The sequence below is a fragment of the Saccharopolyspora rosea genome (genome assembly GCF_025643595.1).
GTDB classification, from domain to species: domain Bacteria; phylum Actinomycetota; class Actinomycetes; order Mycobacteriales; family Pseudonocardiaceae; genus Saccharopolyspora; species Saccharopolyspora rosea.
Map to the genome: position 1 here is coordinate 1,833,292 of NZ_CP102826.1, position 13,023 is coordinate 1,846,314.

At 71.2% G+C, this 13,023-nt stretch carries 12 protein-coding genes; 7 read left to right on the forward strand and 5 right to left on the reverse strand.

Annotated features, from left to right (window positions below; translation table 11 throughout):
• Positions 1-14: 14 nt before the first annotated feature.
• Complete coding sequence (locus tag NV263_RS08940; protein WP_263254139.1) at positions 15-1,556, forward strand: acyl-CoA synthetase; 1,542 nt, start codon at positions 15-17, stop codon at positions 1,554-1,556.
• A 213-nt stretch (positions 1,557-1,769) separates the two neighbouring features.
• Here NV263_RS08940 and NV263_RS08945 read toward each other — a convergent pair whose 3' ends face one another.
• Positions 1,770-1,991 (reverse strand): hypothetical protein, encoded by a 222-nt coding sequence (locus NV263_RS08945; RefSeq protein ID WP_263252108.1) that lies wholly within the window; start codon positions 1,989-1,991, stop codon positions 1,770-1,772.
• Positions 1,992-2,336: 345 nt separating this feature from the next.
• On the opposite strand from NV263_RS08945, the gene NV263_RS08950 reads away from it, so the two are divergent.
• Positions 2,337-2,513, forward strand: a complete 177-nt coding sequence (locus tag NV263_RS08950; RefSeq protein ID WP_263252109.1) for a DUF397 domain-containing protein — start codon at positions 2,337-2,339, stop codon at positions 2,511-2,513.
• A gap of 62 nt (positions 2,514-2,575) precedes the next feature.
• Positions 2,576-2,788 carry a DUF397 domain-containing protein gene (locus NV263_RS08955; protein ID WP_263252111.1) on the forward strand — a complete coding sequence of 71 codons (213 nt, stop codon included), beginning with the start codon at positions 2,576-2,578 and terminating at the stop codon, positions 2,786-2,788.
• An 81-nt stretch (positions 2,789-2,869) separates the two neighbouring features.
• Here NV263_RS08955 and NV263_RS08960 read toward each other — a convergent pair whose 3' ends face one another.
• On the reverse strand, positions 2,870-3,670 hold the full coding sequence (locus tag NV263_RS08960) for a crotonase/enoyl-CoA hydratase family protein (RefSeq protein ID WP_263252113.1): 801 nt from the start codon (positions 3,668-3,670) through the stop codon (positions 2,870-2,872).
• A gap of 80 nt (positions 3,671-3,750) precedes the next feature.
• On the opposite strand from NV263_RS08960, the gene NV263_RS08965 reads away from it, so the two are divergent.
• Positions 3,751-5,382 carry an acyl-CoA synthetase gene (locus tag NV263_RS08965; RefSeq protein WP_263252114.1) on the forward strand — a complete coding sequence of 544 codons (1,632 nt, stop codon included), beginning with the start codon at positions 3,751-3,753 and terminating at the stop codon, positions 5,380-5,382.
• 242 nt (positions 5,383-5,624) lie between these two features.
• Positions 5,625-6,737, forward strand: a complete 1,113-nt coding sequence (locus NV263_RS08970; RefSeq protein WP_263252116.1) for an NAD(P)H-dependent flavin oxidoreductase — start codon at positions 5,625-5,627, stop codon at positions 6,735-6,737.
• A 61-nt stretch (positions 6,738-6,798) separates the two neighbouring features.
• Here the strand turns inward: NV263_RS08970 and NV263_RS08975 are convergent, their stop codons facing one another.
• The 3 genes from NV263_RS08975 to NV263_RS08985 are packed head-to-tail and all read right to left on the reverse strand — an operon-like array spanning position 6,799 to position 10,640.
• Positions 6,799-8,358 carry a long-chain-fatty-acid--CoA ligase gene (locus NV263_RS08975; protein ID WP_263252117.1) on the reverse strand — a complete coding sequence of 520 codons (1,560 nt, stop codon included), beginning with the start codon at positions 8,356-8,358 and terminating at the stop codon, positions 6,799-6,801.
• Complete coding sequence (locus NV263_RS08980) at positions 8,355-9,452, reverse strand: acyl-CoA dehydrogenase family protein (protein ID WP_263252119.1); 1,098 nt, start codon at positions 9,450-9,452, stop codon at positions 8,355-8,357. The genes NV263_RS08975 and NV263_RS08980 overlap by 4 nt, the downstream gene beginning before the upstream one ends.
• Positions 9,453-9,461: 9 nt before the next feature.
• Positions 9,462-10,640 (reverse strand): acyl-CoA dehydrogenase family protein, encoded by a 1,179-nt coding sequence (locus tag NV263_RS08985; protein ID WP_263252120.1) that lies wholly within the window; start codon positions 10,638-10,640, stop codon positions 9,462-9,464.
• Between the two features lie 380 nt (positions 10,641-11,020).
• Here NV263_RS08985 and NV263_RS08990 point away from each other — a divergent pair, with 380 nt between their 5' ends.
• Positions 11,021-12,109 (forward strand): Zn-dependent alcohol dehydrogenase, encoded by a 1,089-nt coding sequence (locus NV263_RS08990; protein ID WP_263252122.1) that lies wholly within the window; start codon positions 11,021-11,023, stop codon positions 12,107-12,109.
• Positions 12,110-12,120: 11 nt separating this feature from the next.
• Entirely contained in the window at positions 12,121-13,014 is an 894-nt protein-coding gene (locus NV263_RS08995; RefSeq protein WP_263252124.1) for a 3-oxoacyl-ACP reductase, read from the forward strand.
• The last annotated feature ends 9 nt before the right edge of the window (positions 13,015-13,023 follow it).

Genomic DNA, 13,023 nt, shown 5'->3' on the forward strand with positions numbered 1-13,023 from the left:
GCGCCGTGGCCGACATGGGACTGTGGAAGATCGCCGAGCAGCAGCCGACGCGGACCGCGGTGGTGACGCCGACCGGTGAGTCCGTCAGCTACGCCGACCTCGCCGGTGCGGCCGACCGGTACGGGCGCGGCCTGCAGAGCATGGGTCTGGAGCCGGGCGACAGCATCGTGCTGATGCTGCCGAACGGCGCGGATCTGCTGGCCGCCTACTTCGCCGCGCTGGAAACCGGGCTGTACGTGGTCACGGTGAACTGGCACCTGGTCGGCGGCGAGGTCGCCTACATCATCGAGGACAGCGGGGCCAAGGCGTTCATCGCGCACGAGCGGTTCGCCGAGGCGGCCACGGACGCCGCTGCGCGCAGCGGGATCTCGGCGTCCGGCCGGTTCAGCGTCGGCGAGATCCCCGGTTTCCGCCCGCTGTCGACGCTCGGCGCGGACGAACCGCCGAAGCGTCCCGACGTGCGCACCACCGGTTCGCCGATGCTCTACACCTCGGGAACCACGGGTCGCCCCAAGGGGGTGCGCCGGCAGCTCACCGGGGCGGACCCGGACGAGGTCCCGGTGGCGGCCCAGTGGTTCTTCGGGATCTTCGGCCTGCAACCGTTCGACGACCACGTGCACCTGTGCGGATCTCCGCTCTACCACACGGCAGTGCTCAACTTCGTCAGCCACTCCATCCAATTCGGACACACCGCGGTGCTGATGGACCGCTGGGACGCCGAGGAGATGCTGCGGCTGATCGAACGGCACCGCGTGACGCACACGCACATGGTCCCCACCCAGTTCCACCGGCTGTTGGCCCTGCCTCAGGAAACCCGCGAGCGCTACGACGTGTCGTCGCTGCGCCAGGTCATCCACGGTGCGGCGCCCTGCCCGAACGAGGTCAAGCACGCCATGCTCGACTGGTGGGGCCCGGTGATCACCGAGTACTACGCGGCCACCGAAGGTGGCGGCACGTCCATCAGCCCGGAGGAGTGGCTGCGCAAACCGGGCTCGGTGGGCAAGGCGTGGCCTGGTTCGGTGGTCAAGGTCCTCGACGACCAGGGCCGTGAACTGCCACCCGGCGAGATCGGCATCGTCTACATGAAGATGGGCAGCTCGTCGTTCGAGTACCACGGCGATGCGAAGAAGACCCGGGAGAACCGGGTGGGCGACCTGTTCACCCTCGGCGACGTGGGCTACCTCGACGAGGACGGCTACCTGTTCCTGCGCGACCGGAAGAACGACATGATCATCTCGGGTGGGGTGAACATCTACCCGGCCGAGGTCGAGAACGTGCTCTCGGTGCACCCGAAGGTCGCCGACGTGGCGGTGTTCGGCGTCCCGCACGACGACTGGGGAGAGGAGGTCAAGGCCGTCGTCCAGCCCGCCGAAGGCGTGCGACCGGGCGACGAGTTGGCCGCGGAACTCCTGGACCACGCCCGCGACCGCCTCGCCAAGTTCAAACTCCCGCGCTCCGTGGACTTCCTCCCGGAACTGCCCCGGGACCCCAACGGCAAGCTCTACAAGCGCAGGCTCCGCGACCCGTACTGGGAGGGGCGCGAGCGGGCGGTGTGAACCGGGATCACCCGGCTCGTTCCGCCCCGTAGCAGCGGGGACACGCGGCCAACCGCGCGAGCACCGCGGGGTGCGGCGGGGTGCAGACCGCGCCGCAGTCGGCGAGTCCGGAGCGTCCCGCGCCGCAACGCGGATGTGCCGCGCCGGCACGGGAAACGCGGTGCAGCAGTGGGGTGAACAGCCCTGGCCACGGCTGGTTCCCAGGGCTGTCCGTCATGGCGTACCGGAGTGCGGGAGCCACAGGTCGGGTGCGCGTTCGTGGGCGAGGCCGGGCGCACCACCGGGCGTGCCGTGCGGGGGAAGTTCGAGCAGACCCGCGACCACCTCGGCCACCGAACCGCTGCGGTGCCACACGGCCGACGGCGAGCCGCGTTCGAGATCGTCGGCCCGGAAACGCGCGCCCACCGCGTCGTGCGCCGAACGCGCCCGGAACACGTCGATCGCCCCGCGCGCGACGCAAGCGGCCGGATGCGGGGGTTCTGTTCTTCACCCCGGCCGAGGTGGCGGTGTGGGTGGCGGGCTGCAAGGCGGGGGAGTTCGACGACCTCGCGGGCCGTTGACGCGGCGATGCGCTGAGGGCGGGCCACACCGGTGGCCCTTCCCTTCCCCGTGCCAGTCGATCGAAAGCTCCGACCCGGCAATGCGCTCCCCGCGCGCCCAGTGCCGAACGTGGCCGGACACGGTGCCGCACTGCGCTCAACAAGCTTCGGGACTGGTCGACAGCCGGCAATTTCGGTGTTCTGATCGCTGAAGCAGCGCATGAGATGGAGGTTCGCCGCGATGACTGAACCGACGTGGTTGAAGTCGAGCTACAGCCAGTCGAACGGAGCTTGCGTGGAAGTCGCCAGTTCTCTGGACGCGGTGCGGGATTCGAAAGACCCGCGCGGTCCTCGGCTCCTCGTTGATGTCTCCCGGTTCGTGCGGGCGGTGAAATTGGGCCGTTTCGATCGGTGGTGAGGGCTGCCGGTGCGGCATGCTGGCTGGTGTACTCGGTGAGCAGCAACGGGAAGGTACCGCTCATGCCTGATCTGTCCGCAGCCGCGTGGCGCAAGTCCAGCTTCAGCAATGCGGGAGGCAACTGCGTCGAGGTCGCCCCGCTGGAGGACGGCACGATCGCCGTCCGCAACAGCAAGCGTCCGGATGCGGGGGTTCTGCTCTTCACCCCAGCTGAGGTGTCGGCCTGGGTCGAAGGGTGCAAGGCGGGGGAGTTCGACGACCTCGCGGGCCGCTGACGCGGCGACGCGCTGAGGGCGGGCCACCCGGTGGCCCGCCCTTCCGCATTCCTGCGCGTCCACTGAGGACTCCGAGGGCTCCTACCTCCCCTTGAATTCCGGGCGACGTTTCTCGGCGAAGGCGCGGGGGCCTTCCTTGGCGTCCTCGCTGGCGAAGACCTCCATGCCGATGCGGGCGTCGAGTCGGAACGCCTCGTCCTCGGGCATGCCCTCGGTCTCGCGGATGGTGCGGAGCATGGCGCGGACCGCGAGCGGGCCGTTGGCGGCGACCAGTTCGGCGAGTTCGAGGGCCTTGTCGAGGGCCTGACCGTCCGGGACGACGTGGCCGATCAGGCCGATCTCCTTGGCCTCCGCGGCCGAGAGGTGGCGGCCGGTCAGCAGCAGCTCGGCGGCCAGGGCGTAGGGGATCTGGCGGGGTAGGCGGACCGCCGAGCCGCCGAGCGGGTAGAGGCCCCAGCGGGCCTCGGACACGCCGAATCGGGCGCTGTGCCCGGCGACCCGGATGTCGGTGGCCTGGAGGATCTCGGTGCCGCCCGCGACCGCCGGCCCCTCCACGGCGGCGATCAGCGGTTTGGTCAGCCGGCGGCCCTTGAGCAGGGATTCGATGACCGACATGTCCATGCCGCGGGCGGTGTCGCTCGGGTGCGCCCGGGTCATCGACTTCAGGTCGGCGCCCGCGCAGAACGCACCGCCCGCACCGGTGAGGATGCACGCGCGGATGCTGTCGTCGCGGTCCACCTGGTCCCACGCTTCGCGCATGATCTCCAGCATCGGACCGGACAGGGCGTTTCGGGCCTCGGGCCGGTTGAGCGTGACCACGAGCACCGCGCCGCGTTGTTCAACCAGGCAGTGCGGTTGCTCGGAGACCTCGGGAGTCGACATGGCAGACCTTTCGGACTCGCGGGAAGGTTGCGCCCATCGGGTTCTTGCTCGAAACGATAACACGTTCTAGTTTCCGTGAGGTGGCCTTCAACATCGCAGATCTCTTCGAGCACGCCGTCGACCTCACCCCCGAGCGCGTCGCCGTGGTCTGCGGCGAGCGCCGGCTGACCTTCGCCGAGCTGGAGCAGCGGGTGAACCGGCTGGCGCACCACTTCACCGCACAGGGCCTCGGGGCCGGTTCGCACATCGGCGTGTACTCCCGGAATTCCATCGAAGCGCTGGAAGCGATGCTCGCCGCGTACAAGATCCGCGCCGTGGCGATCAACGTGAACTTCCGGTACGTGCCCAACGAACTCCGCTACCTGTTCGACAACGCCGACCTCGCCGCGCTGGTGCACGAGCGCCGCTACGCCGACCGCGTCGCCGAGGTCCTGCCCGACGTGCCCAAACTGCAACATGTTCTGGTGATCGAGGACGGGACCGACGTCGACTACACCGGTTACGGCGGCGTCGAGTACGAGTCGGCGCTGCGCGCGCAGCCGGGGGAGCGCGACTTCCCGGCCCGCAGCTCCGACGACCTCTACCTGCTCTACACCGGCGGCACCACGGGCATGCCCAAGGGCGTGATGTGGCGCCACGAGGACGTCTGGCGCGTGCTCGGCGGCGGCATCGACTTCATGACCGGCGAACCCATGGCCGACGAGTGGGAACAGGCCCGCAAGGGCGCCGAGAGCGACGGGCTGGTGCGGCTGCCCGCCGCCCCGTTCATCCACGGCGCCGCCCAGTGGGCCGCCTTCGGCAACCTGTTCGCGTGCAGCCCGGTCGTCTTCGTGCCGCAGTTCGACGCCCACGAGGTGTGGCGGGCGATCGAGCGGGAACGGGTCAACGTGCTGGCGATCGTCGGGGACGCGATGGCGCGTCCGCTCATCGAGGCGTTCCACGAGGGCGATTACGACGCGTCCGCACTCGTGGCGATCTCCAGCAGCGCCGCGCTGTTCTCCCCGTCGGTGCAGCGGCAGTACCTCGACGCGCTGCCCAACGTCGTCATCACCGACTCGATCGGCTCCTCGGAGACCGGGTTCAGCGGCATCGGCATGATCACCCGCGACGGCGCGCGCAGCGGCGGGCCGCGCGTCAACGCCGACGCCGCCACCGCGGTCATCGACGACGACGGCAAACCCACGCCGCCCGGGGAGGTCGGCTGGCTGGCCCGCAGCGGGCACGTGCCGCTCGGCTACTACAAGGACGAGGAGAAGACCCGCAAGGTGTTCGTCGAACTCGACGGCCGCCGCTACGTCGTCCCCGGCGACTACGCCCGCCTGGAGGACGACGGGACCGTCACGTTGCTCGGCCGCGGCGTGGTGTCCATCAACACCGGCGGGGAGAAGGTGTTCCCCGAGGAGGTCGAGGGCGCGCTCAAGTCGCACCCGGACGTCTTCGACGCGCTCGTGGTCGGCGTGCCCGACGACCGGCTCGGCCAGCGGGTGGCGGCCGTGGTGCAACCGCGACCGGGAGCCGTCCCGAAACTGGCGGACCTCGACGAGCACGCCCGGCAGTGGATCGCCGGGTACAAGGTGCCGCGCAGCCTGTGGCTGGTCGACGAGATCAGCCGTTCCCCCAGCGGAAAACCCGACTACCAGTGGGCGAAACGGCACACCGAGACGCACGACCCGGCGGAGGCCAGAAAACCGTCCGCCACTCGACCGAGCTGAAATCCTGTCTCGGGCTCGTTGTGGGTGGCGGTGCCGGTGGCGGAACCTCAGCGGCCGTCTCGACTGCGGAAGCCCCTCCTGATGTATGTCCAATACACGGCGTCGGGGGTGTCCTCGCGAGACGACCGCTGAGAACCCGCGGCGGTGCAAGTGGCGAGACCACTCACCGAAAGAGAAAGCGGCTCACGCCGCTTGCCGCCCACCCAGGAGCAAGTTCACCGACAGGCACGTGAGGACACGCCATGCGAACGACCCTGTGCGACAAGCTGGGCATCCAGCACCCGATCGTCGGTTTCACCCCGTCCGAGCACGTCGCCGCCGAGATCAGCCGGGCGGGCGGGCTCGGCGTGCTGGGCTGCGTCCGGTTCAACGACGCCGACGAACTCGATTCGGTGCTGGACTGGATGGACCGCAACACCGACGGCAAGCCCTACGGCGTGGACATCGTCATGCCCGCCAAGATCCCCACCGAGGGCACCTCGGTCGACCTGGACAAGTTGATCCCGCCCGAACACCGCGCCTTCGTCCGCCGCACCCTGGAGGAGCTGGGCGTTCCCGAACTCCCCGACGAACAGCGGCGCAATTCCGGCGTGCTCGGCTGGTTGCACTCGGTCGCACGGTCCCATGTGGACGTCGCGCTGCGGCATCCGGTGCGGTTGGTCGCCAACGCGCTCGGGTCGCCGCCGGTGGACGTGATCGAGCAGGTGCACCAGCACGGCATCCCCGTCGCGGCGCTGGCGGGCAAGGGCGAACACGCGCGACGGCACGTCGACAACGGTGTGGACATCGTCGTGGCGCAGGGGCACGAGGCCGGTGGGCACACCGGGGAGATCGCGACCATGGTGCTGGTGCCGGAGATCGTCGACGCCGTGGGGCACCGGGTTCCGGTGCTCGCCGCCGGCGGCATCGGCTCCGGGCGGCAGGTCGCCGCCGCGCTCGCGCTCGGCGCCTCCGGCGCCTGGATGGGCTCCTACTGGCTGACGACCAGCGAGTACAAGATGACCGCCGGGGACACCGCGACGCAGCGCGCACTGCTGTCCGCGGGCTCGTCCGACACGGTGCGCTCCCGCATCTACACCGGGAAACCCGCGCGGCTGCTCAAAACCCGCTGGACCGAGGCGTGGCAGCAGCCCGATGCCCCCGAACCGCTGCCGATGCCGTTGCAGAACATCCTGGTCAGCGAGGCGCACGAACGCATCACCCGCTCCGGCGACCCGGAGGTGGTGTCGATGCCCGTCGGGCAGATCGTCGGGCGGATGAACGAAGTCCGGCCCGTCGCGGACGTCTTCGCCGACCTGCTGACCGAGCTCGACGAAACCCTCGATCACCTCGACAAACTCAGGGAGAGTCGCTGAACTCGACGGCGGCCCGCGCGGGGGAACGAGCCTCGCGCGGGCCGCCGTCCGTCCTCTGCGGTCAATCCGTGAGCCGGGTGTAGTCGTCGGTGCCGAAGCATCGCCGCCACACCGGGTCGTCGGTGTCGAGGGCTTCGGCGGCCAGGTGGCGTTTGAGGACCTTGTGGGTCGGGGTGCGGGGGAGGTCGTCGACGAGGCGGACGTAGGCGGGCCACTGCTTGGGGCCGAGATCCCGCTGGGAGCACAGGAATTCGCCCAGCCTCGCCGGGTCGAAGGCGTCCGTGGTGCGCAACGCGGCCATCACCTGGTCGCCGACGTCCGGGGCCGGGATCGCGTACACCGCGGCCTCGACGACGTCGGGGTGGCGCAGCAGGGCCCGCTCTATCGGTGCGGTGCCCAGGTTCTCGCCGTCCACGCGGAGCCAGTCCTGGGAACGGCCCGCGAAGTAGCAGAACCCGTTCTCGTCCACGTAGCCGAGATCGCCGCTCCAGTACATGCCGTCGCGCATCCGCTCCGCGTCGGCCTCCGGGTCGTTGTAGTAGCCCGCGAACCAGCCCGGCCCGGTCGTGTTGACCAGTTCGCCGACCGCCTCGTCCGGGTTGGCCAGGCGGCCATCGGCGTCGAAGCGCGCGGGCGGGCACCGACGTCCGGTGTCCGGGTCGAGCACGGCCACGCCGTCGGTGGCGCGGCCCAGCGCGCCGGGCGGGGTGTCCGGGGTGCGCTGCACCGCCACACCGCCCTCCGAGGAGCCGAAGCCGTCCACGACCAGGCAGCCGAACCGCTCGCCGAACGCGGCGAGATCGCGTTCGGCGCCCTCGTTGCCGTACGCGAGCCGCAACGGGTTGTCCGCGTCGTCCGGCCGTCGGGGGGTGGCCAGCACGTAGGACAGCGGTTTGCCGACGTAGTTGGCGTAGGTGGCGCCGAAGCGCCGCACGTCGGGCAGGAAACCGGAAGCGGAGAAGCGGCGGCGCAGCGCGATGGCCGCGCCCGCGGCGAGCCCGACCGCCCAGCCCGCCATCAGGGCGTTGGAGTGGAACATCGGCATCGACACGTACGCGACGTCGTCGCCGGTCAGGCCGAACCGGTCGGCGAGCATCCGCCCCGGGAAGGCGATCTTGCCGTGGGTGCACCGCACGGCCTTCGGATCACCGCCGGTGCCCGAGGTGAACACCAGCGCGAACAGGTCGTCGGCGGTGACCGGGGCCGGGGCGGGGCGGGCACCGGTGTGCTCGGCGAGCAGCCGGTTCCACCGCGGCGTGCCGATCCCCAGCACGGCAACGCCGAGGTCGTCCGGCAGGTCGCGGTCGGTGATGACCAGTTGGCAGTCGGTCAGCCGCACGTCGCGGGCCAGCGCCGCGCCGCCCCGCGTCGGGTTCAGCCCGACCAGCACCGCCCCGGACAGCGCGGCCCCGCCCAGCAGGAACGAGAACTCCGGCACGTTGTCCAGCAGCACGCCGACGTGGAACGGGCGCCCGGTGACGCACAGCGACCGCAGCAGCGAGGCGTACTGGCGGCTGCACAGCACGTGCTCGGCCCACGACCAGCGGCGGTCCTCGAACAGCAGCCCCGGGCTGTCGTCGTCGGCGCGGGCCAGCAGCAGTTCCGCGACGGTCGGGGTCATGCCGACTCCGCCAACAGGGCGCCGAGCCTGCCGAGCTGGGCGCTCGCGCCGCCGAGGGAGAACTCGTTGCGCTTGGCGGCGACGAAGTAGCGGTGCACGTGGTGGTCCATGTCGATGCCGACCCCGCCGTGCACGTGGACGGCGGTGTGCGCGACCCGGTGCCCGCCCTCGGCGGCCCAGAACTTCGCCGTGGCGACCTCCTCGGCGCACGGCAGTCCCTCCGCCGCGCGCCACGCCGCCTGCCACAGCGTCAACCGGATCGCCTCCACGTCCACGAACGCGTCGGCCAACCGCTGGGCCACGGCCTGGAAGCTCCCGATCGCCCGGCCGAACTGCTCGCGTTCCCGCGCGTACCCGGCGGTCAGCTCCAACGCCCGTTCCGCCACGCCCAGCTGCGCCGCGCACAGCCCGACCGTGGCGCGGGTGTGCAGCCAGTCGAGCACGTCCGCGCCGCCGAGCAGGGCGTCGGCGGACAGCTCGGCCCCGTCGAGGTCGAGCCACGCCTCGCTGTCGGAGTCGACGACGCGTTGCCGTTCCACCGCGATCCGCGCGGGCTCCACGAGGAACACGCCCGGACCGTCCGGTGTGGTGGCCGGGACGAGCACGAGGTCGGCGACCGGACCGGCGGGCACCCCGGTCTTCGAACCGGACAGCACCCAGCCGTCGCCGGCGCGTTCCGCGCGGCAGGCCGGGCGCAGCGGGTCGGGATTGCCCTCCTCGGCGAGCGCGGCGGTGAGCACCACCTCGCCGCGCCCGGCGCGTTCGGCCCACGCCCGCTGCTCGGCGGAACCGAAGCGGGCCAGCGTCGAGGCGCCCAGCACGATCGAGGCGAGGTAGGGCACGGGCGCCACGGCCCGGCCGAGCTCGACGAGCACTTCGCACTGCTCCAGCAGCCCGAAACCGCCGCCGCCCACCGCTTCCGGCAGCGCCGCGGACAGCACGTCGGCCTTCGCCAGTTCCGTCCACAGTGAACGGTCGAACCGGTCGGGTCCGCGCTCGACCTCGCGGAGCCGCTCGTTGGTCGCCCGGTCGGCCAGGATCTCCCGGGCCAGGGCGGACAGGTCCTGCTGGGCTTCGGTGAAGGAGAAATCCACGACGGCTCCTCAGCGCTTGGCGGCGGGTAGTCCGAGTCCGACGGCGGCGACGATGTCGCGCTGCACCTCGTTGGTCCCGCCGCCGAAGGTGAGGATCAGCGACGAGCGGTGCATGCGTTCGACCCGCCCGCGCAGCACGGCGCCGCGCGAGCCGTCCCGCACGTGCGCGGCGGTGCCGAGCACCTCCATGAGCAGCCGGTACGCGTCGGTGGCGAACTCGGTGCCGAAGACCTTGGTGGCCGAGGCGGCGGCCGGCGCGGGCTGCTGCTCGGCGGTCCAGGCGATCTTCCAGTTCATCAGCTTGAGGAATTCGGCCCCGGCGTGCACCCGGGCGAGGTGGTGCTGCACCCACTCCTGGTCGATCACCCGCCGACCGTCGGTCAGCCGGGTCCGCTGCGCCCAGTCCCGCACCTCGCGCAGCGCCAGTTGCAGCGGAGCCGCGGAGGTCAGCGCGACGCGCTCGTGGTTGAGCTGGTTGGTGATCAGCGGCCACCCCTCGTTCTCGGTGCCGACCAGCGCGGACGCCGGGACGCGCACGTCCTGGTAGTAGGTGGCGCTGGTGGTCGGCCCGGCCACGGTGTGCACCGGGGTCCAGGAGAAGCCGGGCGAGTCGGTGGGCACGACGAGGATGCTCAGCCCGCGGTGCTTGCGCGCCTCGCGGTCGGTGCGGCACGCCAGCCACACGTAGTCGGCGTACTGGATGAGGCTGGTCCACATCTTCTGCCCGTTGACGACGTAGTGGTCGCCGTCGCGGTCCGCGGTGGTGCGCAGCGACGCCAGGTCGGTGCCCGCCTCGGGTTCGGAGTAGCCGATCGCGAAGTGGATCTCCCCGGCTGCGATCTTCGGCAGGTAGTGCGCCTTCTGCTCCGGCGTGCCGTACCGCATGATCGTCGGCGCGATGCTGTTGAGCGTCAGGAACGGCACGGGGGCGCCGGCGATCGCGGCCTCGTCGGTGAAGATGAGCTGGTCGAGCATGCTCCGGTTCTGCCCGCCGTACTCCTCGGGCCAGCCGAGCGCCAACCACCCGTCGGCGCCCATCCGCCGGACCAGCTGCTTGTAGGCGGCGCCGTCGCCGTAGTCGCCGTGCGCGGCGAGCTCCGCGCGCAGCTCCGGCGTCATGATCCGGCCGAAGTACGCCCGCAACTCCTGGCGGAGCTGCTCCTGCCGGGGCGTGTAGGCGATGCGCATGCATCCCTCCCGAGCCGATGTGGAACGTGTTCCATGAACAGTAGATCCCCGGGTGCGCACCGGTCGAGGTTCCCGCTCTCGGTCAACGGGAACGCGGTGGCGTCGAATGCGGTGGAACGAGTTCCATTCCGTTGCGGCCGGACCGGAACGCCGCCAAATGGAGCAGTGACACGTCCGGCGCCGAGTCGTTGGGTGGGCAACGGCGGTCGGACCCCAGCCGGAATGACCGACTGCAACGGGTTGCAGGGAAGATGTCCGAAAAATTCCGGCTGATGGCGGGAAACTCGTTCGGGTCTTGCCCATTAACGAGAACAAGTTCTAGTGTGTTCCGCGCTACAGTCCTCGCAGCGGAGCGAGGCGATCTCGGTGAGGTGACGCCGGTGAAGGCAGCGGTGCTGAAGCAGATCGGTGACGAGGAGCTGGACGTCCGGGCGGACGCCGCGACCACGCCTCCGGGGCCGGACGAGGTCCGGGTCCGGATCCGGGCCGCCGGGATCTGCCACAGCGACGTCTCGGCGATGAACGGAGGTCTCCCGGCGCTGGCGCCGGGCGTGATGGGGCACGAGGGCGCCGGTGAGGTCGTCGACGTCGGCGACCACGTCACCGACCTCGCCCCCGGGGACCGGGTGGTCCTGTCGTTCGTGCCGCCCTGCGGGCGGTGCGCGTACTGCCTGGGCGGGCAGCCCAATCTGTGCGAGGTGCACACGGTCGCCGCGTTCACCTCACCGCGTTTCGAGGTCGACGGCGAACCGGCGTTCGGCTTCGGCGGGTGCGGCGCCTTCGCCGAGGAGGTCGTGGTGCCCGCCGTCGGCGCCAACCGCATCGACCCCGACGTGCCGTTCGAGATCGGCGCGCTGGTCGGCTGCGGAGTGCTGACCGGCGTCGGAGCGGTGCTCAACACCGCCGAGTTGAAGCCCGGGTCCACTGTGGTCGTGGTCGGCTGCGGCGGGGTGGGCATCTCCGTCATCCAGGGCGCGCGCCTGGCCGGGGCGGCGCAGATCGTCGCCGTCGACCCGGTGACCGACAAGCACGAGGCCGCCAAGCGGTTCGGCGCCACGCACACCACCACGCCCGACGGGCTCGCCGAGGTGAGCCAGGAAGTCACCGGCGGGCGCGGTTTCGACTGCGCCTTCGAGGTGGTCGGCCTGGCGGGCACCATCCGCAGCGCCTACGACGCGGTCCGGCGCGGCGGCGACGTGGTGATCGTCGGAGCCGGGGGACCCGAGCAGAAGGTGGAGTTCACCGCCCAGGAGCTGTTCATCAACGAGAAGCGGATCCTGCCCTCGTTCTACGGTTCCTCCGACCCGCGCCGGGACACCGCGCGGATGCTGGACCTCTGGCGCGCCGGGCGGCTCGACCTGGAGGGCATGATCTCCCGCCGGCTGCCCCTGGACGACATCAACGACGGTCTGGCCGTGCTGCGCAAGTCCGCCGGTTCGGTCGTGCGGCAGATCGTCACGTTCGACTGAGGAGGGTTCGGGTGCAGGGCAGTTCGAGCCTGGACGGCCGGGTCGCGGTGGTCACCGGGGCCGGTGCCGGACTGGGACGCGCCGAAGCGCTGGCACTGGCCCGCGCCGGAGCGGACCTGGTGCTGGCCGACGTCTCCGACGACGTGCACGCGGTCGTCGACGAGGCCGTCGCACTGGGCGTCAGGGCCACCGCGGTGGTGGGCGACGTGTCGGAGGCGGCCGTCGCCGACCGGATCACCGCCACCGCCGTGGAGCGGTTCGGCGGGCTGCACGTCCTGGTCAACAACGCGGGCGTGCTGCGCGACCGGATGCTGTTCAAGATGACCGACCGGGAGTGGGACGACGTCATCCGCGTGCACCTGCGCGGGCACTTCCTGCTCTCCCGCAACGCCGCCGCCCACTGGCGCGACCGGCACAAGCAGACCGGTGAGAACTCCGGCAGCGTCGTCAACACCGCCTCCGAGGCGTTCCTGCTCGGCGCGGCCGGGCAGCCAAACTACGCCGCCGCCAAGGCCGGCATCGCGGCGCTGACCGTCTCGACCGCGCGGGCGCTGGCCCGCTACGGCGTGCGCGCCAACGCCATCTGCCCGCGGGCGCGGACGTCGATGACCGCCGACGTCTTCGGCCCGGCACCCGAAACCGGAACCGACCCGCTGTCGACCGACCACGTCGCGCCGTTCGTGGCGTTCCTCGCCGGGCCCGGTGCCCGCGACATCAACGGGCAGGTCTTCGTCGTGCACAGCGGCATGATCGCGCTGATGTCCGCGCCCGCGGTCGAGCAGCGGTTCGACACCGACGGTCCGCTGTGGACGGAGGAGGAGCTGGAGCGCGCGGTCGGCGGCTACTTCGCGGACCGCGATCCGCAGCGCACCTTCGCCAGCGACGAACTGATGAACCTGCCGTGACGAAGGAGG